Origin of the sequence: Pseudomonas sp. P9_35 (assembly GCF_034008205.1) — a bacterium.
GTDB lineage: Bacteria > Pseudomonadota > Gammaproteobacteria > Pseudomonadales > Pseudomonadaceae > Aquipseudomonas > Aquipseudomonas kilonensis.
In genome coordinates this window covers 131,550-152,145 of record NZ_CP125373.1, presented here as the reverse complement: position 1 = coordinate 152,145, position 20,596 = coordinate 131,550, and the positions used below count along the sequence as shown (strand labels likewise).

General features: G+C 60.4%; 20 protein-coding genes. 8 read left to right on the top strand and 12 right to left on the bottom strand.

What is annotated here, in order from left to right; translation table 11 throughout:
• Window positions 1–5: 5 nt before the first annotated feature.
• The 4 genes from QMK47_RS00625 to QMK47_RS00610 all read right to left on the bottom strand — a co-directional run bounded on the left by QMK47_RS00625 (window position 6) and on the right by QMK47_RS00610 (window position 2,942).
• Window positions 6–872 (bottom strand): metal ABC transporter permease, encoded by an 867-nt coding sequence (locus QMK47_RS00625; RefSeq protein WP_320389652.1) that lies wholly within the window; start codon window positions 870–872, stop codon window positions 6–8.
• A complete protein-coding gene (locus QMK47_RS00620; RefSeq protein WP_320389651.1) occupies window positions 872–1,540 on the bottom strand; it encodes a metal ABC transporter ATP-binding protein in 669 nt (222 codons plus the stop codon). Before QMK47_RS00620 ends, QMK47_RS00625 begins: the two co-directional genes overlap by 1 nt.
• Window positions 1,537–2,433, bottom strand: coding sequence for a GTP cyclohydrolase FolE2 (gene folE2, locus QMK47_RS00615; protein ID WP_320389650.1), 897 nt, complete (start codon window positions 2,431–2,433; stop codon window positions 1,537–1,539). The genes QMK47_RS00620 and folE2 overlap by 4 nt, the downstream gene beginning before the upstream one ends.
• Window positions 2,434–2,549: 116 nt before the next feature.
• On the bottom strand, window positions 2,550–2,942 hold the full coding sequence (locus tag QMK47_RS00610) for a glutamine synthetase (RefSeq protein WP_320389649.1): 393 nt from the start codon (window positions 2,940–2,942) through the stop codon (window positions 2,550–2,552).
• A gap of 143 nt (window positions 2,943–3,085) precedes the next feature.
• On the opposite strand from QMK47_RS00610, the gene zigA reads away from it, so the two are divergent.
• A complete protein-coding gene (gene zigA / locus QMK47_RS00605; protein ID WP_320389648.1) occupies window positions 3,086–4,294 on the top strand; it encodes a zinc metallochaperone GTPase ZigA in 1,209 nt (402 codons plus the stop codon).
• The gene (locus tag QMK47_RS00600; RefSeq protein ID WP_320390558.1) at window positions 4,294–4,944 is read left to right on the top strand and encodes a DUF1826 domain-containing protein; all 651 of its coding nucleotides are present in this window, start codon (window positions 4,294–4,296) and stop codon (window positions 4,942–4,944) included. The genes zigA and QMK47_RS00600 overlap by 1 nt, the downstream gene beginning before the upstream one ends.
• On the opposite strand, the gene QMK47_RS00595 is transcribed toward QMK47_RS00600, so the two are convergent.
• Window positions 4,941–5,294 (bottom strand): hypothetical protein, encoded by a 354-nt coding sequence (locus QMK47_RS00595; protein WP_014340943.1) that lies wholly within the window; start codon window positions 5,292–5,294, stop codon window positions 4,941–4,943. The genes QMK47_RS00600 and QMK47_RS00595 overlap by 4 nt on opposite strands.
• Window positions 5,295–5,321: 27 nt before the next feature.
• Here QMK47_RS00595 and QMK47_RS00590 point away from each other — a divergent pair, with 27 nt between their 5' ends.
• Entirely contained in the window at window positions 5,322–6,287 is a 966-nt protein-coding gene (locus QMK47_RS00590) for a CobW-like GTP-binding protein (protein WP_320389647.1), read from the top strand.
• Window positions 6,288–6,299: 12 nt separating this feature from the next.
• Here the strand turns inward: QMK47_RS00590 and QMK47_RS00585 are convergent, their stop codons facing one another.
• Window positions 6,300–6,722, bottom strand: a complete 423-nt coding sequence (locus QMK47_RS00585; RefSeq protein ID WP_024616883.1) for a DUF3301 domain-containing protein — start codon at window positions 6,720–6,722, stop codon at window positions 6,300–6,302.
• 119 nt (window positions 6,723–6,841) lie between these two features.
• On the opposite strand from QMK47_RS00585, the gene pdxY reads away from it, so the two are divergent.
• A complete protein-coding gene (pdxY, locus tag QMK47_RS00580; RefSeq protein WP_053186240.1) occupies window positions 6,842–7,714 on the top strand; it encodes a pyridoxal kinase PdxY in 873 nt (290 codons plus the stop codon).
• A gap of 125 nt (window positions 7,715–7,839) precedes the next feature.
• Here the strand turns inward: pdxY and QMK47_RS00575 are convergent, their stop codons facing one another.
• Entirely contained in the window at window positions 7,840–8,325 is a 486-nt protein-coding gene (locus tag QMK47_RS00575; protein ID WP_003206993.1) for an acyl-CoA thioesterase, read from the bottom strand.
• 278 nt (window positions 8,326–8,603) lie between these two features.
• On the opposite strand from QMK47_RS00575, the gene QMK47_RS00570 reads away from it, so the two are divergent.
• On the top strand, window positions 8,604–10,367 hold the full coding sequence (locus tag QMK47_RS00570) for a cation:proton antiporter (protein WP_214511078.1): 1,764 nt from the start codon (window positions 8,604–8,606) through the stop codon (window positions 10,365–10,367).
• Window positions 10,368–10,380: 13 nt separating this feature from the next.
• Here the strand turns inward: QMK47_RS00570 and QMK47_RS00565 are convergent, their stop codons facing one another.
• The 3 genes from QMK47_RS00565 to uvrD all read right to left on the bottom strand — a co-directional run bounded on the left by QMK47_RS00565 (window position 10,381) and on the right by uvrD (window position 14,293).
• A complete protein-coding gene (locus QMK47_RS00565; RefSeq protein WP_024616886.1) occupies window positions 10,381–10,788 on the bottom strand; it encodes an SMI1/KNR4 family protein in 408 nt (135 codons plus the stop codon).
• A 140-nt stretch (window positions 10,789–10,928) separates the two neighbouring features.
• A complete protein-coding gene (locus QMK47_RS00560) occupies window positions 10,929–11,804 on the bottom strand; it encodes a Tim44 domain-containing protein (RefSeq protein WP_013694601.1) in 876 nt (291 codons plus the stop codon).
• Between the two features lie 305 nt (window positions 11,805–12,109).
• Window positions 12,110–14,293, bottom strand: a complete 2,184-nt coding sequence (uvrD, locus tag QMK47_RS00555) for a DNA helicase II (protein WP_320389646.1) — start codon at window positions 14,291–14,293, stop codon at window positions 12,110–12,112.
• A 262-nt stretch (window positions 14,294–14,555) separates the two neighbouring features.
• Between uvrD and QMK47_RS00550 the strand changes: the two genes are divergently transcribed.
• Window positions 14,556–17,429: an EAL domain-containing protein gene (locus tag QMK47_RS00550; protein ID WP_258690068.1), complete on the top strand. Its 2,874-nt coding sequence runs from the start codon at window positions 14,556–14,558 to the stop codon at window positions 17,427–17,429.
• Between the two features lie 69 nt (window positions 17,430–17,498).
• Here QMK47_RS00550 and QMK47_RS00545 read toward each other — a convergent pair whose 3' ends face one another.
• Window positions 17,499–17,813, bottom strand: coding sequence for a hypothetical protein (locus QMK47_RS00545; protein WP_320389645.1), 315 nt, complete (start codon window positions 17,811–17,813; stop codon window positions 17,499–17,501).
• A gap of 441 nt (window positions 17,814–18,254) precedes the next feature.
• Here QMK47_RS00545 and hexR point away from each other — a divergent pair, with 441 nt between their 5' ends.
• Both hexR and QMK47_RS00535 read left to right on the top strand, forming a co-directional pair.
• The gene (gene hexR / locus QMK47_RS00540; RefSeq protein WP_003187110.1) at window positions 18,255–19,121 is read left to right on the top strand and encodes a transcriptional regulator HexR; all 867 of its coding nucleotides are present in this window, start codon (window positions 18,255–18,257) and stop codon (window positions 19,119–19,121) included.
• A gap of 254 nt (window positions 19,122–19,375) precedes the next feature.
• A complete protein-coding gene (locus tag QMK47_RS00535; protein ID WP_253470479.1) occupies window positions 19,376–19,585 on the top strand; it encodes a PA3496 family putative envelope integrity protein in 210 nt (69 codons plus the stop codon).
• Here QMK47_RS00535 and QMK47_RS00530 read toward each other — a convergent pair.
• Entirely contained in the window at window positions 19,527–20,489 is a 963-nt protein-coding gene (locus tag QMK47_RS00530; protein ID WP_013694598.1) for a LysR family transcriptional regulator, read from the bottom strand. The genes QMK47_RS00535 and QMK47_RS00530 overlap by 59 nt on opposite strands.
• Window positions 20,490–20,596: the final 107 nt, after the last annotated feature.

The window sequence follows — 20,596 nt, the reverse complement described above, 5'->3', positions numbered from 1 at the left end:
ACACCTCATTGGGATGTGAGCAAAGGCGGGCGGCGCAGCAAGCCGTGCACCGGCCCGAATACCACCGACAGCAGGTACAACGCGCCCGCCACCAGTACGATGGACGGCCCGCTGGGCAGTGAGTAATAGAAGGACAACAACAGGCCAAACCACACCGAGAGGCAACCAAGCAGCGCCGCGATCAGCATCAGCAGTGGCAGGCGACGGCTCCAGAATCGCGACGTGGCGGCTGGCAACATCATCAGGCCGACCACCATCAGCGCACCGATGGCCTGGAAGCCGATCACCAGGTTCAACACCACCAGGGTCAGGAATACGCCATGGGCCAACGGGCCGAGACGACTGACGGTTTGCAGGAACAGCGGGTCCAAGGTGTCTAGCAGCAACGGGCGGTAAATCAAGGTCATCGCCAACAGGCTTGCGCCGGACACCCAGAGCATGCCGGTGAGTGTTGGGCCGTCTACCGCCAGCGCCGAGCCGAACAGCAAGTGAAGCAAGTCCAGGCGTTTACCGGCCATGCCGAGGATCAACACACCGGCCGCCAGGGAAATGGGATAAATCGCCGCGAGGCTGGCGTCCTCCCTTAGACCGGTACGTCGGGTAATCCAGGCGGCGAGCCCGGCCATGCTCAGGCCCGCGCCCAGGCCGCCAATGGTCAGGGCGGGCAGGCTCAGCCCGGCAAACCAGAAACCCAGGGCGGCGCCAGGCAGAATGCCGTGCGCGACGGCGTCACCAATCAGGCTCATGCGCCGAAGAATCAGGAACACGCCCAACGGCGCTGTGCTGCACGCCAGCACCAGGCCGCCAAGCAAGGCCCGGCGCATGAAGACAAACTCTTGAAACGGTTGCCAGAGATGAGCGGCCGCAAGCATCAGGCCACCCACGTGTGGGGTTGTTGAGCGATCAAGTCGACGCTGCGGCCCAGCACGCAGCCGGTGTTGCTGATCAGCAACGTATGGGGGATATGTTGGCGCACCGCTGCCAGATCATGGCATACCACCACGACGGTTCGGCCCTGGGCATGCCAGTGATGGAGGTGTTTCCACAACAGCGCCTGGCCCTGTTCGTCGAGGGCGGCGTGGGGTTCGTCGAGCAACAGCAGCGGCGCTTCGGCCAGGCTCAGGCGAGCGAGCAGGGCGCGTTGCAGCTCGCCTCCAGACAGCGCCATTAGCGGACGATGTTCGAGGCCGGTCAGCGCCCAGTCGGCCAGTACGGTCTGGAGCAACTGCCTGCGCATGGCCGGCGTGTGTCGATTGCCCCAGGAACCGGCGGCCACCAACTCTTGCAAACTGATGGGGAATTGCCGATCCAGATGTTGCTGCTGGGGCATGAACGAAACCCCACCACGGCGTGGAACATCCAAGGTGACTTTGCCGGAGAGCGGTTTCTGTAATCCCGCGAGCACTTTCAACAGACTGCTTTTTCCCGAACCGTTGGCACCGATGATGGCGGTGAGACTGCCGGCCGGTCGCTGCATCGCGAGCGGCGGGGTGAGAGGGTGTCCGGGTGCGCCCCAGCGCAGCGCTTGGCAGTTGATCATGATGCCTCCCGGGTCCAGCGGCTTTGCGCCACGGCGTCATGGGCATGCAGGCTTTCGGCGTGAACGACGCGCACATTCAGCGCAACAATGTCGGGTGACCGGCTCAGGGCCGTGCTTAATCGCCGCGCGGCGTCTTCGCAGAACATCAGGTTTTGGCCGTTGGCCAGGGCGAAGGCCTGTTCATCGGCGCGCTTGACGGCGGTTTGCACAGCGGTGCCGAGGGCTGCTTCGGCTTCGTTGATGAAAGACTGCAGCGGCAAATCGTCGGCATTGGCATTCAGGCGCAGGGTCAGGATCGCCGTACTGCGTTGGCTATGAGGGGTGGCAACGATGCCGTTTGATGAACCTAGCCAGGCCAGGATCTCGGCGTGCTCAAGTTTCTTGTTAGCAAAGTCGTCGACGAATTGCTGTTGGATCAACTGCCGGGCAAGTGCGGCCGAACAAGGGCAGGTGGATGAATAGGGAATCTGGATGTTCAGTTCCACGTGGAACATTGCGTTTTTCAAGTGGGCTTCGATGCTCACCGGATAGCGTTTCCAACCCATCAGCGGGCTGATAAGTGCCGGACGCTTGAGCAGAAGATCGGCATGCACACTGAGCGATGCTGCGTGGGACAAGCCTTCGTGGCTGTCGAGAAATTGCTGGAGGATTCGGCGCAATAAGGCTGGCGAAAGCGTCGTCTCTTCGAGCAACTCCAGCGCCAGGTATAAACGTGACATGTGAATGCCGCGCGCCTCACCGTCATCAAGGCTGACACCTGCGTCGGCCGTTGCACTGAGACGTTGGCCGTCAATCAACACCGGCGTTGCGATGCCACACATGCCCACCCAATCAAGGGGCAGGGTTTGACGTGAAGCCTGCGCAGCGATGTCGGGCAGGGTTAACGCGTTCATGGTCAAGGTCCATCGAAGGTTCAAAATTAGATGTTATAGTATAACAACTGATTTAAAGAAACCTTTTCCATGAAAGGAGTTTCATCTCCCCAAACGTTCACGTTCCACGTGAAACATCAGCGCGATGAATCCTGGCAACCGTTCATGCGTCCGCATACAAATGTGCCAGTGCTACCGCCCGAACTCGAGAAACGATTGAGGGTCGTCCAGCCCACTCGCCGGGTGTATCCGACCCAGCTTTCTCCATCCGACGCCACGCCAGTAAAGAAGGTGAGCTGACCGTAGCGGCTGTTTGTTTGCGCCCAATAACGACGACTGGCGGCTTCAAAACCTCGTAAATAAATGGTGTTTCCCGCCGTTGCGACGCTGTAGGCATTGCCCTGGATGTCCACGCACGCCAGCAGATTTGCACTGCGGGTGCAGTTCGCCAGGAGAGAGGTTTGGGCCGAAGCGCTTAACACCCACAGCAACAACGGGCTCGCCAATACGAATTTCAGATGATTGCGCATGGAGTGATCTCAGGCCAATGAGGGACGCGGGGGCTGGTTGAATTGCGTTGTTATACTATAACATAAATAACTATGCCCCTGAATCTAGCCAAACCCTGGAAACGAGCCGTAGTCGAAGCGGCCGCCCGATGAGGATATACCTGATGCCCAATCGTCTTCCTGTAACCGTGCTTTCCGGATTCCTCGGTGCCGGTAAAAGCACACTGCTCAACCACGTCTTGCGTAATCGCGACAATCTGCGAGTGGCGGTGATCGTCAACGATATGAGCGAGATCAACCTCGATGGCAGCGAAGTCCAGCGAGATGTCACCCTGAGTCGTTCTGAAGAAAAACTGGTGGAAATGAGCAACGGCTGTATCTGCTGCACGTTGCGCGAGGACTTGCTCGAAGAGGTCGGGCAACTCGCCAGGGAAGGGCGTTTCGATTATCTGTTGATCGAATCCACAGGCATTTCCGAACCGTTGCCGGTGGCAGAAACCTTCACGTTTCGTGATGAAGAAGGCCGAAGCCTGGCCGATGTGGCCCGACTCGACACTATGGTGACGGTGGTCGATGGGGTGAATTTCCTGTTGGATTACCAGGCCGCTGAAAGCCTTGCGTCACGGGGTGAAACCCTGGGTGAGGACGATGAACGCTCGATCACCGACCTGCTGATCGAACAGATCGAGTTTGCCGACGTGATTCTGATCAGCAAGATCGACCTGATCAGCCAGCATGAATGGGAAGAGTTGACCGCGATTCTGCAGCGCCTCAACGCCCAGGCGCAGATCCTCCCCATGGTCATGGGGCAGGTGCCGCTGGGCCGGATCCTCGACACAGGCCTTTTTGACTTCGAACGCGCCGCCCAGGCCCCTGGCTGGCTGCAGGAGCTGCGTGGCGAGCACGTGCCAGAAACCGAGGAATATGGCATCGCCTCGACCGCCTATCGGGCTCGCCGACCGTTTCATCCCGAGCGCTTTTTCAGTTTCATCGACCGTCCATGGCCCAACGGCAAACTCCTGCGCTCCAAGGGGTTCTTCTGGCTGGCCAGCAAACCTGAGGAGGCGGGCAGTTGGTCCCAGGCCGGGGGCTTGATGCGGCATGGTTTCGCCGGGCGCTGGTGGCGGTTCGTGCCGAAAAACCAATGGCCGCAGGATGAAGAGAGCACAGCGGCGATCATGAAGAACTGGCTCGCTGCCACAGGCGATTGCCGTCAGGAGCTGGTGTTCATTGGTCAGGACATCGACTTCAGCCAGCTCACCGCCGAACTGGACGCTTGCTTGCTCACCGACGCGGAAATGGCCCTCGGTGTTGAAAGTTGGCGGCTGTTGCCGGATCCGTTCGGCACGTGGCATGACGAGGTCGCGGCGTGATGCTGGCGCCCACTCTGAAAAGGGCTACGCAGGCACGACAGGCCCAAGGTGATACGCCAGGGGTATTCACGCAGATCCTGGACGACGGCACCAACCTGGCGGTCTGGCAGCGTCAGCTTCCTGCACACATCAGCGATTTTGCGGCCATGGTGCTGGCGATGGACCCGTCGCTGGCCGAATCACGCGTGCTCGAGTTGCCGGAGGAAGACACGCAGCCGGCGCTGCGAGGGCTCGCGGCAGGTTTCAGCGACCTGCAAGGCTATGAAGGCTTTATCGCCGATGTCTCCTGGCTGGTCAGTGCATTTGCCTGCCTATTGGGTGCCCAACGTGTCGGCCTGCGCCTGCGCACGCTGGACAAGGCGATGTGCCCGCGCTTTCACGTTGACCACGTGCCGGTGCGGCTGCTGACCACCTATGCGGGCGTCGGCAGCCAGTGGCTTGAGGAAGGTGCCATGGACCGTCGACGACTTGCCGAGCCTGAGGCTGAGCCCAGTGATCCGCGCGTGATCCAGCAGTTTCGTCGCGGTGATGTGGGTTTGCTTAAAGGCGAAAAATGGCACGGCAACGAAGGCCTTGGCCTGATCCATCGATCACCGGAGCTCGCGCCGGGAGAGCGTCGATTGATTCTCACGCTGGATTGGCTGGCTTAAGGCTTGAGCCAGGTGCCTTGGCTCTGCCCTTCGCAAAAGGGCTGCAGATAAGCGGCATCGGTCGCCACGCCGTAATAGTGAATATCCTGGCGGTAAGGCATATTGGCGACCTGAGCGTTGCTGCAAACGCCGAACGCGCCGCCAGGGCATTGATCGACGTATTGCACCTCGACCTTCTGGCCGGCAAGGTTTGGCTGGCAAAAACCATCGGCAAACAGCTTCTGCGGGATGTTGCGGTTCTGCTGGCAGACTTTCACATCGAGCCGCTCCGCCTGGCTGTGGACCACACAAGCCTGGGCCAATGCCTGGTTCGAAGTCAGTGCCAGTAACAACCAGCCGATCATTCGCATATTCACCTCCATCGAAAGCCGTCGATTATGTTGCAGCACATTCCCACCCATGTCATCGCCGGTCCCTTGGGCGCCGGCAAGACCAGCCTGATCAGGCATCTGCTGGCTCAGCGCCCGGCCAATGAGCGCTGGGCGGTGCTGATCAATGAGTTCGGCCAGATCGGCCTGGATGCCGCGTTGCTGACCCAGGCGGGCGATGGTATCGCACTGGGCGAAGTGGCCGGTGGCTGCTTGTGCTGCGTCAACGGCGCGCCGTTTCAGATCGGTCTTGGGCGTTTGCTGCGCAAGGCCCGGCCAGATCGGCTGTTCATCGAACCCTCGGGCCTGGGTCATCCGGCGCAGTTGCTGCGCCAGCTGAGCGAAGCGCCATGGCTCGGTGTGCTGGCGGTGCAACCCTGTGTGCTGGTGTTGGACGCCCGGGCGATGGCGGACGGCAAGCCCTTGCCCGACGCGCAGCAACAAACCCTGGCGGATGCCGGACTGCTGGTGCTGAACAAGTCCGAGGCCCTCACACAAGCCGATCGCGAACGGCTGACGGCGCAACTGCCAGGGCGTGCGTTGTACTGGACGCAACAGGCTGCGCTGCCGATCGATCGATTACCAGGCCTTGCGGCTCGGGGCAGTGGGGCTGTGGATAACTTGAATCTACCGAAGAGCCTGGGCCAGATACCGGCCATTTGGTCCGACCCGACGCTGCCGATCTGCTTGTATCAGCAGCAGGAAGGCGGCTGGAGTATTGGTTGGCGCTGGCACCCCAGCCAGCAATTCGACGCAGCGGCGCTGACGCAATGGCTGCAAGGCCAGGACTGGAAACGGGCGAAGATGGTTATCCACAGCGTCGGTGGTTGGGTTTCAGCCAATGCGCTGGAGGGGGCGGTGCTGGGTTGGCAAGCCAGTGAGTGGCGCCAGGATTCTCGGATCGAGCTGATTTTCGATCAGGTGCAAGACGTTGATCGCCTGCAAGCCGGGCTGGTGAATTGTCGGTGTGCTTGAGTCAGCCCTGTTTCAAGGCTTCCATTTGTTGTGTTCCTGGCGCCATTGGCTCAACTCGATGACTTCAGCCCTGGGCCTGGTCTGGACCGGTTCAATAGGCGTTGGCGGTGTTTCTTCGAAGGGCATCGGGTAGGGCGCCAGCTCTATTTGTGCGCTGTGGGCACCAAACTGAGTGATGGTGCCCGAATGACGGCTTTCGCCGGTGACGGTGAACTCGAAGGTGTAGACGCGAGCCAGCCGTCGTCGTCCGCTGGCGTCTTTCACGAAACCGATCTTTTTCAGCGCCACGTTGCCGTCCAGCAGCTCGATCTTGAGGTTGGCGCAATGCTGCATGACCCTCGCCAACGCCCGTTCGCGCAAGCCATGGTTGTGCCACAGCCAGGCGCCGCCGGTAGCCAGCAGCATCAGCACGAAAATGTTTCCAAGGGTCAGCATGAACAAAGTGCTCCAACAAGTTGCTGCCAGCTTAACTGTCTCGCCGGTCTGTCGTACAGGCTGCGTTTAGTCGCATACTGCGCGGCTTGAATTTCAATCGTTTTACGGAAACTTCCCGCATGAAACGTACGCCTCATCTGCTTGCCATTCAGTCCCACGTGGTGTTCGGACACGCCGGCAATAGCGCCGCAGTGTTTCCGATGCAGCGGGTTGGCGTGAACGTTTGGCCGCTCAACACCGTGCAGTTTTCCAATCACACCCAGTATGGCCAATGGACCGGGGAGGTGCTGGCCCCAGAGCAGATACCGGCACTGGTAGAAGGCATTGCGGCCATCGGTGAGCTGGGTCACTGCGATGCGGTGTTGTCCGGTTACCTGGGCAGCGCGGCTCAGGGGCGGGCGATTCTGACGGGCGTGGCGCGGATCAAGGCCGCCAATCCGAAGGCGCTGTACCTGTGTGACCCGGTCATGGGGCATCCAGAGAAGGGCTGTATCGTGGCGCCCGAGGTGAGCGAGTTTCTCCTGGAAGAAGCTGCTGCCGTGGCGGACCTCATGTGCCCGAACCAACTGGAGCTGGACAGTTTTTCGGGACGCAAGGCGCAATCTTTGCTCGATTGCCTGGCCATGGCCCGGGCGTTGCTGGCCCGTGGCCCGAAGGCGGTGCTGGTCAAGCACCTGGCCTACCCTGGCAAGCCGGATGACAGCTTCGAAATGCTGCTGGTGACCGCTGATGGCAGTTGGCACCTGCGCCGTCCGCTGTTGGCTTTCCCGCGTCAGCCGGTGGGCGTGGGTGACCTGACGTCAGGGTTGTTCCTGGCGCGGATACTGTTGGGGGACAGTCTGGTGGCGGCGCTCGAATTCACTGCCGCAGCGGTGCATGAAGTGCTGCTGGAAACCCAGGCCTGCACAAGCTATGAGCTGGAACTGGTCCGCGCCCAGGACCGGATCGCCCATCCACGGGTGCGGTTCGAGGCAGTGCCGATCAGCCTCTGATCGCACCCGTGAAAATGCTGCAAAATTCCTGTGGGAGCGAGCTTGCTCGCGATAGCGGTGTGTCAGTCAGCATCAATATTGACTGATCGACCGCCATCGCGAGCAAGCGCGCTCCCACATGTCGGTTAAGGCCCGTCTGCCTTGATGTCCTGATAACGCTTTTCCAGCTCCTGGCGAATCTGCCGGCGTTGCTGGGCTTGTTCGTAGCGGCGTTTTTCTTCGCTGTTTTGCGGCTGCAAGGGCGGCACGGCTGCGGGTTTACGCAGGTCATCCACCGCAACCATGGTGAAGAAGCAACTGTTGGTGTGGCGCACCGAGCGTTCGCGAATATTTTCGGTCACGACTTTGATGCCCACTTCCATCGACGTGTTGCCGGTGTAGTTCACCGATGCCAGGAAGGTCACCAGTTCGCCGACATGAATCGGCTCACGAAAGATGACCTGGTCAACCGACAGGGTCACCACGTAGCGCCCGGCGTAGCGGCTGGCGCAGGCGTAGGCGACTTCGTCGAGGTATTTGAGCAAGGTGCCGCCATGGACATTGCCAGAGAAGTTGGCCATATCGGGGGTCATCAACACCGTCATCGACAGCTGGGCGTTTCCGGGTTCCATAACGTACTCACGGTTCAAGGCAGCAATTCGGGAGTGCACCTCTGCGGGTGCTGGTGGGTGGCCTGCCAACAGGTCACCAGGTTTTAAAAACCACCGATATCGGGACGCTGCGCCTGTGGTTGCCGTCACGCGCCGATGGATCTGTTTCCATATATTGCACCGTCTTTTTGTCGGAAGTCGCGGTGTTACCCTTCAAAAGCCCGTTGTGAGGGCAATTCCTACAGAGGAAATGGATTTCTCCAGCTCTGCGATGAGTCATTTGAACAGGGAGCTCCGACATGCATGCCATCAGTTTCATTCAAGACTTGGCAATCATCATGATGGCAGCGGGGCTGGTGACCGTGCTCTTTCATCGTTTCAAGCAACCGGTGGTATTGGGCTACATCGTAGCCGGCTTCATCATCGGCCCGCATACGCCGCCGTTCGGTTTTATCCACGACGAAGACACGATCAAGACCCTGGCCGAGCTCGGGGTGATCTTCCTGATGTTTTGCCTGGGCCTGGAGTTCAGCCTGCGCAAACTGTTCAAGGTTGGGGCCACGGCCTTCATCGCGGCGTTCCTCGAAATCGTGCTGATGATCTGGATCGGTTATGAAATCGGCCGCTGGTTCGAGTGGAGCACCATGGACTCGCTGTTCCTCGGCGCGATCCTGGCCATTTCCTCCACCACCATCATCGTCAAGGCCCTCAACGACCTGAAGATGAAGAACGAGCGCTTCGCGCAGCTGATTTTCGGGGTGTTGATCGTCGAGGACATCCTGGGCATTGGCATCATCGCCTTGCTATCGAGCATTGCGGTCAGCGGCACCGTGAGCTCCGGCGAGGTATTTTCCACAGTCGGCAAGTTGTCGTTGTTCATGATCGTCGCGTTGGTCATCGGCATTCTGCTGGTGCCGAGGGTGCTGGCCTACGTGGCGAAGTTCGACAGCAACGAAATGCTGCTGATTACCGTGTTGGGTCTGTGTTTCGGCTTCTGCCTGCTGGTGGTGAAGCTGGAATACAGCATGGTGCTTGGGGCGTTCCTGATCGGTGCGATCATGGCTGAGTCCCGGCAACTGCTGAAAATCGAGCGGCTGGTGGAGCCGGTGCGTGATCTGTTCAGCGCGATCTTCTTTGTCGCCATCGGGCTGATGCTCGATCCGGCGATATTGCTGCAGTACGCCTGGCCGATTGCGGTGATCACGGGCGCAGTGGTGCTCGGCAAGATGTTGTCCTGCGGCCTCGGTGCCTTTATCGCCGGCAACGACGGACGCACCTCGCTGCGCGTTGGGATGGGCCTTTCGCAGATCGGCGAATTCTCCTTCATCATCGCGTCGTTGGGGATGACCCTGCAGGTCACCAGCGATTTCCTCTATCCGGTTGCGGTCGCCGTCTCGGTGTTGACCACTCTGCTGACGCCGTACCTGATCCGGGCCGCCGACCCACTGTCCGTCAAGTTGGCGACGGTCATGCCGCAACGGCTGACGCGGGTGCTGGGGATGTATGGCGAATGGCTGCGCAGCATCCAGCCCCATGGTGAAGGGGCGATGGTGGCATCGATGATCCGGCGGATCTTGCTGCAGGTCGGCGTCAACCTGGCGCTGGTCATTGCGATTTTTGTCTCGGGCGGATATTTCGCCGAGCGGATGTCGGCTTACCTGCAAGCGTGGATCAGCGACCCGAGCTGGCAGAAAGCCTTGATTTGGGGCGGGGCGTTGTTGCTGTCGCTACCGTTCCTGATCGCCGCCTATCGCAAGCTCAAGGCGCTGTCGATGCTGTTGGCGGAGATGGGCGTGAAGCCGGAGATGGCTGGCCGCCACACCCAGCGCGTGCGTCGGGTGATCGCCGAAGTGATCCCGATTCTCTCGCTGCTGGTGATTTTCCTGCTATTGGCAGCCTTGTCGGCCAGCATTCTGCCGACCAACAAGTTGCTCGTACTGATCGCCGTAGTGGCGACCGCCGTGGCGGCACTGCTCTGGCGCTGGTTCATCCGCCTGCATACACGGATGCAGGTGGCCTTGCTTGAAACCCTGGACAATCACAAGGACTCGTCCGGGCATTGACCGGCCATGGGGCTCAGCTTTCCAGCCAGACGTCCCGCGCCCAGTGCCAGACCGATTCCCAGGTTTCTTCGGCGACCAGCTCTTCCTCGGCCTGCCACAGCACCACAGTGCCGTCTTCTTCGACGCAATAGTAATCGTCGCCGTCCTGGCAGATCGGGATCAGGCTGCGGTCGACTCCGGCATCCCAGGCATTGGCGGCCACATCCGGCAGGTAGGTGTGGGATTGTGGATCGGTGACGGTCACCGGCTCCAGGCTGCCATAGACGACATCGCTGACGGTCAGCAAAAACTCCCTGAAGACGAATGGGATATCGATGAACAGCTGCTCTTCGATCTCTACCAGCAAGTCTTCGTCGGGCAACTCCAGCGGGACCGGTACGGGCTCGTTGGCTTCACGCAATTGTTCGATGATTTCTTCCACGTCCGGGGATCCTCTTTCTCGATGGCGCGGTTTTATATGGAGCGGTTTATACAGTAGCTCGCTATAGATGCAACTGCGAAATAGAAAACCCCGGCCTGAGCCGGGGTTCTTTTATTTCAACATGCAAAACGGGTAAAGGTTCAACCGTTCTGGCGGATACCGGCTACCAGCCAAGGCTGGTCATCGCCCTGGGCACGTTCCATGTTCCAGCTTTCGCTGAACGCTTCGCCCTTGTCGAAGCGAGAATCCTTCGACACACCGCTGAAGGTCAGGGTGGCGATGGTCTTGTCGGCGCGATCGTCGACGCCGTCCAGTTGCACGTGCAGATTGTCGATGTAGGTGGACTGGAAGCCATCGCCTAGTTCGGCCCGCTCGCGCTTGAGGAACTCCAGCAGTTGCGGGGTCACGAATTCGGCAATCTTGTCCATTTCGTTCGCGTCCCAATGTTGCTGCAGGGACATGAAGTGGCTGCGTGCCGCTTCGATGAAGCGTTGCTCGTTGAACCAGGCCGGCGCATTGATGACCGGACGAGCGGCCACCGGCGCTGCCGAACCACCGAAGATCGAACCGCTGGCGGGCTGCTGGTTGAACACTTCACGCTGCATCGGCGCATGGCCGGCTGGTGCGAATTGCTCCTGCTGCTTGCGACGACGGGCGGCAATGAAGCGGAAGACCAGGAAGGCGATGACCGCCATGATCAGGATGTCGAAGATCTGCATGCCCTGGAAGCCGTCGCCCATGAACATGGAGGCGAGCAGGCCACCGGCGGCGATGCCGGCCAGGGGGCCGAGCCAGCGCGAAGCACCGCTGGCCTTGGTGGCCGCGCCCGCGGCACCGGCAGCACCTGCGGTGGCAGCGGTAGAACCGGCGGCAGAGGACGGTGCCATCTGGCTGGTTTGGTGAGTCGGGGCGGCGCCCGAGCTTTTACCACCGCCAAAGCGCTTGGCGGCATTGGCGTCGATGGCCATCGTCAGGCCAATGCACAGCGCCATGGCGATGCTAAGAAAACGTTTCATATAAAGGCATTCCCATTTGTGGATAGCACGCGCGCCATGTTGCACAGCTGAACTGTTGCTGGCTAGCGACAGAGTGTTTCTGGCTTTTGCGTGACAGCTTAGGTTCAGCTTGGGCTGTGCAAGAAGGCTTGTTCGCTTTGGGCTGTAGGAAAGGGGGATGAGTTCTATCGGAGATACTTCGGCGCCCAACGAACAAATTGTGGGAGCGAGCTTGCTCGCGATAGCGGAGTGTCAGTCAGCATCAACATTGACAGATCCAACGCTATCGCGAGCAAGCTCGCTCCCACAGGGTTCTATGCAAATCTTTAGATTGCTTCCAGCTTGGCATACCCCAGCATCAGCCACTTGCTGCCTTCGCTGAAGTTCACCTGCACCCGCGCCTGGGCGCCAGCGCCCTCGAAGTTGAGGATCACGCCGTCGCCGAATACCGAATGCCGTACGGTCTGGCCGAGGCTGAAGCCGGTTTCCGGGATGTCGCTGCCGCCGAACAGGCTGCTGGTGCTTTGCTGCTGGCCGCCACCGAACGGACGGCTGACACTGTTGGACAACCGCACTTCCTGAATCAGGCCTTTCGGTACTTCGCGTACGAAGCGCGACACCTTGTTGTAGGTCTCGCTGCCATATAGACGTCGGGTTTCGGCGTAGGTCAGCACCAGATTCTGCATGGCGCGGGTGATGCCAACATAGGCCAGGCGCCGTTCCTCCTCCAGGCGTCCCGGTTCCTCCAGGCTCATCTTGTGAGGGAACAGGCCTTCTTCCATACCCACGAGGAACACGTAGGGAAATTCCAGGCCCTTGGCGCTGTGCAGGGTCATCAGCTGGATGCTGTCTTCATGTTCGTCGGCCTGGGTGTCGCCGGCCTCCAGGGAGGCATGACCCAGGAAGGCCGACAGCGGCGTCAGGTCTTCGTCTTCTTCGGTGCTTTCGAAGTTGCGCGCGGCGCTGACCAGTTCCTCAAGGTTTTCCACCCGGGCCTGGCCTTTCTCGCCTTTTTCCGCTTCGTGGTAGGCGATCAGGCCGGACTGCTCGATGACGGTCTGGGTCATCAAGTGCAGAGGCATTTCCCCGCACTTGGCGGCCAGGTCTTCGATCAGGTCCATGAAGGCCTTCAGCGCACCGGCGGCGCGACCGGTCATGCCTTTGTTGGCGACCAGTTGGTGCATGGCTTCCCACATGGACACATGGCTGTGGCGCGCGTGATCGCGAATCGCCTCGACGGTTTTCTCGCCAATGCCCCGCGTCGGCACGTTGATCACCCGTTCCAGGGCCGCGTCGTTGCCGCGTCCTTCGATCAGGCGCAGGTAGGCCATGGCGTTCTTGATTTCAGCACGCTCGAAGAAGCGCTGGCCACCATAGATGCGGTAGGGGATTCGCTCGCGCAGCAAGGCCTCTTCCAGCACCCGCGACTGGGCGTTGGAACGGTACAGGATGGCGATGTCGCTGCGGGCCAGGCCGGTTTTCAGCGCGCTTTCGATGGTTTCCACCACGTAGCGGGCTTCATCGTGTTCGTTGAAGGCGGCGTAGAGGTTGATCGCTTCGCCTTCGCCGCCGTCGGTCCACAACTCCTTGCCCAGGCGCCCGGTGTTGTTGGCGATCAGGGCGTTGGCGGCCTTGAGGATGCCGGCGGTGGAGCGGTAGTTCTGTTCCAGGCGGATGACTTCGGCGTCCGGGAAGTCCGCCGAGTACTGGTGAATGTTCTCGATCTTGGCGCCGCGCCAGCCATAGATCGACTGGTCATCGTCACCCACCACCATCAGGCTGTCGCCGCCCTTGGCAAGCAGGCGCAACCAGGCGTATTGCACGGCGTTGGTGTCCTGGAATTCGTCCACCAGTACATGCCGGAAGCGCTTCTGGTAATGGGCCAGCAGGCCTGGGTGGTCGCGCCACAGGTCCAGTGCCCGTAGCAGCAGCTCGGAGAAGTCGATGACCCCGGCACGCTGGCACGCCGCCTCGTAGGCTTCGTAGATGCTGCGCATGGTCGCCAGGAACAGGTCGCCGCTGGCCTGGATGTGTTGCGGGCGTAGGCCTTCGTCTTTCTGGCCGTTGATGAACCATTGCGCCTGGCGGGCCGGCCAGCGCTGCTCGTCCAGGCCCAACTCGCGGATCACCCGCTTGATCAGGCGTTGCTGGTCGTCGCTGTCCAGGATCTGGAAGGTCTGGCTCAGCCCGGCCTCCTGCCAATGCGCCCGCAACAAGCGGTGCGCCAGGCCGTGGAACGTGCCGACCCACATGCCGGCAGGGTTGATGCCCATCAGTTGTTCGATGCGGTGGCGCATCTCGGCCGCGGCCTTGTTGGTGAACGTCACCGACAGGATCGAATGGGGCGAGGCGTTCTCGACCTGGATCAACCAGGCGATACGGTGCACCAGCACTCGGGTTTTACCGGAGCCGGCACCGGCCAGGACCAACTGACGACCCACGGAGGCAGCTACGGCCTGACGTTGGGCATCGTTGAGGGAGTTCAGCAGAAGGGAGAGATCATCGCGCATCGGGGCATTCTAGGGTGCGGCGCCACCCCGGGCAAACCGAGCTTTGCATCAGCCGATAAAAGACCGCTTGGTGATGACCGGTGGGTCATGGGCTACAGGCGTTGGCGGGACTCGCTCGAAAGGGTCGCCACCCAATGAAACAGCGACTTTTTTCCGTATTTTTATGAGCTGGGGCAGTGTGGGATGCCCCGTGGCTTGTGTATGCTCGGTGCTTGTTTCGGGTTCTCCACGCTCCACTGATATAAGAACAAGAACAGTGCCAATGACCCTCAATTCCGATCCGGCGGGCCCCTGTGTGGAGCCGCGGGTCATCTGCAAGCAGTACGCCATGGAGATGGCGGTCGAGCGCACACGTCTGTTGTATCAAGGCTCGCTGCTGCCTACGCTGTTCATGTTGCTCAATGGTCTGGTCTGCGCCGCGCTGTTATGGGAGCCGCAGCGCTATTTCCTGGTCAGCGTCTGGCTCGTCTGGTTGCTGTCACTGGTGGCCTTGCGGGTGATCCAGGTGGCGGCTTTCGATTCGGCGATGCCGAGCCGCCAGGCACACCCGATCTGGTTGCGTATGTTTTTGCTTGGCTCGGCGATGACCGGCCTGACGCTGGCTGGGGCCGGTATCGCGCTGGTCCCGGCTGACAGTTTCCAGCAGCAGGCATGGGTGTTCGGCCTGATTGGCGCGGCCGCCCTATCGGCCAGCGTGGCCTACGCGGTGAGCCTTCCCGCCTTCCTGTCCTTTACCTTGCCCTGCCTGTTACCGGCCATCGGCTATCTCTTCTGGGGCGGCGATGAGCAGCAACGCGGGTGGGGCTGGCTTGGGCTGATCGTGCTGGTCTCACTGAGCGTGGTCGCCTGGCAAGTCAACCGCTTGATCCAAAGCGGCCTGTTGCGACGCTTCCAGAACCAGGCGCTGATCGAGCATCTGCAGCAAGCACAAACCCGCAGCGCCCAGCTCAACGACGCGCTGGCCCGGGAGGTCGAGCAACGCCGTTCTGCGGAGGAAAAACTGCGGGCGGCCCAGGTTGGCCTGGAGGCGCGGGTCGCGCAGCGCAGTCTTGAACTGGAGGTCGCCAGCCAGGCCTTGAGCAAGAGTGAGGCGCGTCTGGCCCTGGCGCTCAAGGCCAGTGAGCTGGGGTTGTGGGACTGGAACCTGCAGACTGACGAAGTCCATCACACTCAGCTCAAGGAACTCTTCGGCCTGGAACCCGAATACATCACGGCGATGCTCACTCACCTCACCCCGCGCCTGCATCCCCAGGACCTGCCGGCGCTCAAGCGGGCCCTGGTCGAACACCTCAAGGGCCGCAGCGAGGATTACCAGATCGAATACCGTGTGCGCCATGGCGATGGCCACTGGGTCTGGATCGAAGACCGCGGCCGGGCCGTGGAGCGCAGCGCGAGCGGACGGGTGCTGCGTATGGTCGGCACCCGGCGAGACATCAGCGCCAGCAAGGAGCTCGAGCAGCAACGGCAACTGGCGGCCACAGTGTTCGAAGCCGCCAGCGAAGGTATCGTGATTTTCGACCCCCACTACGTGCTACTCGCTGCCAATCAGGCGTTCACGCGGGTCACCGGTTTCGACATCGCTGACATGCTCGGGCGCAACGTGGTGGACCTACCGTGCAGTCGCGACGCGCGCCGGCATTACCCCGTCATTCGCCAAGCGCTCAAGCAGCACGGCACCTGGCAGGGTGAGTTGGTGGAGGCGCGGGCCAACGGCGAGTTGTATCCGCAATGGCTGCAACTGAACGTCGTGCGTGATGCTCGGGGAAATGTCAGCCATATCGTGGGCTTCTTCGCCGATCTTTCGGCACGGCGTGAATCTGAAGAACGGATGCGCTACCTGACCCATTACGACGAATTGACCGGGCTGGCGAATCGTTCGTTGTTCCGCGAGCGCCTGAACGAAGCGCATCAGCGGGTGCGCCAGGGCGGACGGCGCAGCCTGGCGTTGCTGCATATCAACCTGGACCGGTTCAAGTTGCTCAACGACAGCCTCGGCCATGACATCGCCGACCAGTTGTTGCAGAAAATGGCACGACGCCTGATCAATGCGCTGCCCGAGGCGGATACCATCGCCCGGCTATCGGGCGATGAGTTTGCGGTGTTGTTCGATGCCTATGGCAACCTTTCGAGCCTGGCGCGGGTGGCGACTCGGCTGGCCGCCAAACTGCGTGTGCCACTGACCATAGAAGGCCATGAACTGGTGCTCAGTGCCTCGATCGGCATCAGCCTGTTGCCTGACAACACGCGAGAAGTTGCCATGCTGGTCAGCCAGGCGAACATGGCCATGCAACATGCCAAGCATTTGGGGGGCAACAATTTCCAGTTCTACACCGACAGCCTCCAGGCCAGCACGCTGGAGCGCCTGCAACTGGAGAATCAGCTGCGCAAGGCCTTGGAAGAGCAACAACTGAAGGTCTTTTATCAGCCAAAACTGTGCCTGGCGACCGGTCGCCTGAACGCCGCCGAGGCGTTGGTGCGTTGGGATCATCCGGCCATGGGCCGGGTACCACCGGGGGATTTCATTGGCCTGGCCGAAGAGACCGGGTTGATCGGGCCGATTGGCGAATTCGTATTGCGCCAGGCTTGTTGGCAGGCATGCGAATGGCAACGCCAGGGGCTCGCGCCGATCAGGGTGTCCGTCAATCTGTCGGTGCATCAACTGCGCCAGGGCAAGCTGGTCAGCCTGGTGCGGCAGGTGCTGGAGGAAACCGGTCTGGCCCCGCAATACCTGGAACTGGAGCTGACCGAGAGCCAGTTGCTCGACAGCGTTGAACACATCATCGCCACGTTCCAGCAATTGCGTGACCTTGGGGTCAAGCTGGCGATCGACGATTTCGGCACCGGCTACTCATCCCTGAGTTACCTCAAGCGCATCCCGGTGGATTACGTGAAGATCGACCAGGCGTTCATTCGCGGGCTGGGTGAGGGCAGCGTGGATGCGGCAATTACCCGGGCAATCATTGCAATGGCCCATGGGTTGTCGCTCAAGGTCGTGGCTGAAGGTGTTGAGCGGCAGGAGCAGCTCGAATTCCTCAGGAATGAACGTTGCGATGAGGTTCAAGGGTATCTGATCAGCCGGCCGGTGGAGGCTGAAGGGTTGGCTGGGTTGTTGCGGGCGCAACACCTGGCTGAATGAGCCTGAACCACGACGATAACTTCCCGTCAGGCAACGAAGTCGTCTGACGGGAAGTTATGGGGTCTACGCTTAGTTAGTGATTAGCACGTCATCGATGTGGTGCAGTAACTGGCCGTCGAAAAAGATACTGACGCCGGTGACATTGGAGTCGCCCAGCTCTTTGTATTCAACGAACTTGTCGGTCAGTACTTGCAGTGAAACTCCATCGGAATGTTCAAGTTTCAATTCCAGTCGCAGGTCAAAGGACTTGTCCTGTAGGTCGCTGCGTACCAGCGTCGGGGTGACGCCGCTATTGGCCACAGTGACGGTACCAAAGGTGCGGAAAGACGCGGCACCTGGCATGCGGTCGATTTGTGCGGTCCAATCTTTAGTGGTGATTTTCATGATAGTAACTCCTGTAGTTAAGTTGATTGCGTCCTGCGGGAGCCAATATATCTACTTTGACTTGAGAGTGTCTGCTCAATTGCGGTTGGGATTGTAAGGAGAAATGAGTTTCCGATGGTTTACTTGGTTCTGTTTTAAGATCTACTGTCTATTGTTACTGGGAGATATTGTTGAGGAGCGCAAGTTGTTTTAGGCGTTGGCTATTGACCGATAGACGATTTTTCCCGCGTTGAAAGCGCAGGACGGGCCTGGAAATCAGCGGATCGGCAGCGTTGAAGGTTTGCGCTACGGCACAAGCTGCTACATCGGCGGATCCTCGGCCAAAACAAAGGGGCAGCGAGGCAATCCAGTTACGTTTTGGACGGGCAAAAAGCCAATTCTTGTAGTATAACTACAAGCTTGCTACATCCCGGCATCTGCCCATAACAAGAGTCCAGCCCCTTGAACCTGTTGCAACACATCGCCCAGTCACGCCACTTGCTACGCAAGTCGGAGCTGAAAGTCGCCGATCACGTACTGCTTGATCCTGCGGCCGTGATGCATAGCTCCATGGCCGATCTTGCCCACAGCGTCGGCATCAGCGAACCGACCATCGTGCGTTTCTGCCGGGCCATCGGTTGCTCGGGTTTCCAGGACCTGAAACTCAAGCTGGCGCAAAGCCTGGCCGCCGGCGCGAGCTTCGGTCAGTTTGCGATCCACGAAGACGATTCAGTGGCGGACTACAGCCTGAAAATCTTCGACACGACCCTGCATACGCTGATGGAGGTTCGCGAGAAGCTCGACCCGGTGGCGTTGCAAAAAGCCGTCACGGCCATGTCCCAGGCCCAGCGGGTCGAGTTTTATGGCTTCGGCGCCTCGGGCGCGGTAGCAGCCGATGCCCAGCACAAGTTCTTCCGGTTGCTGCTGACGGCTGCGGCCTATTCCGACCCGCACATGCAGGCCATGTCAGCGGTGACCTTGAAACCCACCGATGTGGCGATCTGCATTTCCCAGTCGGGGCGTTCCAAGGACTTGCTGATCACCGCGAACCTGGTGCGCGAAAGCGGTGCCTCGCTGATCACCTTGTGTCCGAGCCAGACGCCATTGGCGGAACTGTCCACGGTGAACCTGGCCATCGACGTGCATGAAGACACCGAGATCTACACGCCGCTGACCTCGCGCATCGCCCACCTGGTGGTGATCGACGTATTGGCGATGGGCGTCGCCATGGCCCGTGGTCCAAGCCTGGTCAACCACCTCAAGAGCGTGAAGCGCAGCCTTCGCAGCCTGCGGCTGTCGCCCAAGTCGGTGAAGGCGCTGGACGACTGAATCCCAAGCCCTGAGGTCGAGGGGCTTTTGTGGCGAGGGAGCTTGCTCCCGCTGGGCTGCGAAGCGGCCCCCAACGATTTTTCCAGATACACCAGCATTGGCTGGTTTGCGACTGCTGCGCAGCCGAGCGGGAGCAAGCTCCCTCGCCACAGGGATCGTTTGCCCGAATTCATCGTTCTGTAACGCACGCGCCGCCAAACCGTCATCCCGCGCCGTCATCGTAAAACTCCCGTATACGTCTTGGGAGTCTCGACATGACCCAGTCCTACGAAGAACGCAGCGCCGTCAAAACCCGTCGTCAGCAGGAAGACCAGCGCCGCATGGCGTTCCGTCGTGCCATCGAAGACCGCTATGAACAGCGCCAGCTCCTGGCCGAAATCAGCGAATTTCCTGACGCAGTAGAGTTCAATTACTGGCAGGCAACGCCGGCGGCTTCCCGTCGAAGCGCTCAACCAGGCCGATGATCTGAGCGCGCTCACCGCGAACGAATGCCAGGAAGGCGTGAGCGACCGGTGACAGGCGTTTGGCCCTGGCCTGCACCAGGCACCAGCTGCGGTACAGCGGCAATTCCTCCACCGGCAACTCGATGAGTGCGCCGGACGACAATTCCCGGCTCACGGCGTGGCGCGTCAACAGCGCCACGCCCAGCCCGGCCACTACGCACTCGCGCTGGGCCTCCGCCGACGCCACCTCCAGTGTCTGGGTGAAATGCACCCGTTTCTCCTTGAAGTACTCCTCGCAGGCCAGTCGCGTGCCGGACCCCGGTTCGCGCAACAGCAGCGTATAGGGCTCCAGATCCTGCAAGCGCAGCGGGCCCATGTGGCACAACGGATGATCGGGCGGCGCCACGGCGACGATGGGGTTGTTGAGAAAGGGCAGGAATTCCAGGCCCATGTCCTGGGGCACCATGGACATGATCACCAAGTCGTCACGGTTATCCGAGAGCCGACGGATGACCTGGCCGCGATTGACCACCGTGAGGTTCAGGTTGACCTCCGGATGCTGGCGCTTGAACGCGGCGAACAGGTGCGGGACGAAGTACTTGGCGCTGGACTCCACCGCCAGCTTCAATTGGCCTTGCAGCGAACCCTGCATGTCCGAGAGCTGCATATCGAGGTTTTCCAGGCGTCCGAAGATGTCCCGGCTGGCACGTTGCAGGGCTTCGGCGGCTTCGGTCATGTAGAGTTTTTTGCCGACATACTCGAATAACGGCTGGCCAATCAGCTCTTCCAGAGAACGAATCTGTAGGCTAACGGCCGGTTGTGTGAGAGACATTTCATCAGCTGCACGGCTGTAGGACCTCAGGTCGCACACCTCGTTGAAAATCTGCAATTGACGCAATGTCATACGCATCAATGACTTACGCATCTTTCAAGCACCCTGGGCCGAGACGGATAGCGCAACTATAAGTCTTTGCTTATGCATGACCCAATAATTATTCATTTTTGTTAATCAACAGCCAGGACTAGTGTGGG

Excerpts from the sequence above, each read along its gene's own strand:
- uvrD (WP_320389646.1), bottom strand. The coding sequence starts at position 14,293 with ATGCGCGATGATCTCTCCCTTCTGCTGAACTCCCTCAACGATGCCCAA.
- folE2 (WP_320389650.1), bottom strand. The coding sequence starts at position 2,433 with ATGAACGCGTTAACCCTGCCCGACATCGCTGCGCAGGCTTCACGTCAA.
- QMK47_RS00545 (WP_320389645.1), bottom strand. The coding sequence starts at position 17,813 with ATGAAAATCACCACTAAAGATTGGACCGCACAAATCGACCGCATGCCA.
- QMK47_RS00600 (WP_320390558.1), top strand. The coding sequence starts at position 4,294 with ATGCTGGCGCCCACTCTGAAAAGGGCTACGCAGGCACGACAGGCCCAA.
- QMK47_RS00585 (WP_024616883.1), bottom strand. The coding sequence starts at position 6,722 with ATGCTGACCCTTGGAAACATTTTCGTGCTGATGCTGCTGGCTACCGGC.
- QMK47_RS00590 (WP_320389647.1), top strand. The coding sequence starts at position 5,322 with ATGTTGCAGCACATTCCCACCCATGTCATCGCCGGTCCCTTGGGCGCC.
- QMK47_RS00570 (WP_214511078.1), top strand. The coding sequence starts at position 8,604 with ATGCATGCCATCAGTTTCATTCAAGACTTGGCAATCATCATGATGGCA.
- zigA (WP_320389648.1), top strand. The coding sequence starts at position 3,086 with ATGCCCAATCGTCTTCCTGTAACCGTGCTTTCCGGATTCCTCGGTGCC.
- QMK47_RS00610 (WP_320389649.1), bottom strand. The coding sequence starts at position 2,942 with ATGCGCAATCATCTGAAATTCGTATTGGCGAGCCCGTTGTTGCTGTGG.
- QMK47_RS00535 (WP_253470479.1), top strand. The coding sequence starts at position 19,376 with ATGACCCAGTCCTACGAAGAACGCAGCGCCGTCAAAACCCGTCGTCAG.
- QMK47_RS00625 (WP_320389652.1), bottom strand. The coding sequence starts at position 872 with ATGCTTGCGGCCGCTCATCTCTGGCAACCGTTTCAAGAGTTTGTCTTC.
- QMK47_RS00550 (WP_258690068.1), top strand. The coding sequence starts at position 14,556 with ATGACCCTCAATTCCGATCCGGCGGGCCCCTGTGTGGAGCCGCGGGTC.
- pdxY (WP_053186240.1), top strand. The coding sequence starts at position 6,842 with ATGAAACGTACGCCTCATCTGCTTGCCATTCAGTCCCACGTGGTGTTC.
- QMK47_RS00530 (WP_013694598.1), bottom strand. The coding sequence starts at position 20,489 with ATGCGTAAGTCATTGATGCGTATGACATTGCGTCAATTGCAGATTTTC.
- QMK47_RS00620 (WP_320389651.1), bottom strand. The coding sequence starts at position 1,540 with ATGATCAACTGCCAAGCGCTGCGCTGGGGCGCACCCGGACACCCTCTC.
- QMK47_RS00575 (WP_003206993.1), bottom strand. The coding sequence starts at position 8,325 with ATGGAACCCGGAAACGCCCAGCTGTCGATGACGGTGTTGATGACCCCC.
- QMK47_RS00595 (WP_014340943.1), bottom strand. The coding sequence starts at position 5,294 with ATGCGAATGATCGGCTGGTTGTTACTGGCACTGACTTCGAACCAGGCA.
- QMK47_RS00560 (WP_013694601.1), bottom strand. The coding sequence starts at position 11,804 with ATGAAACGTTTTCTTAGCATCGCCATGGCGCTGTGCATTGGCCTGACG.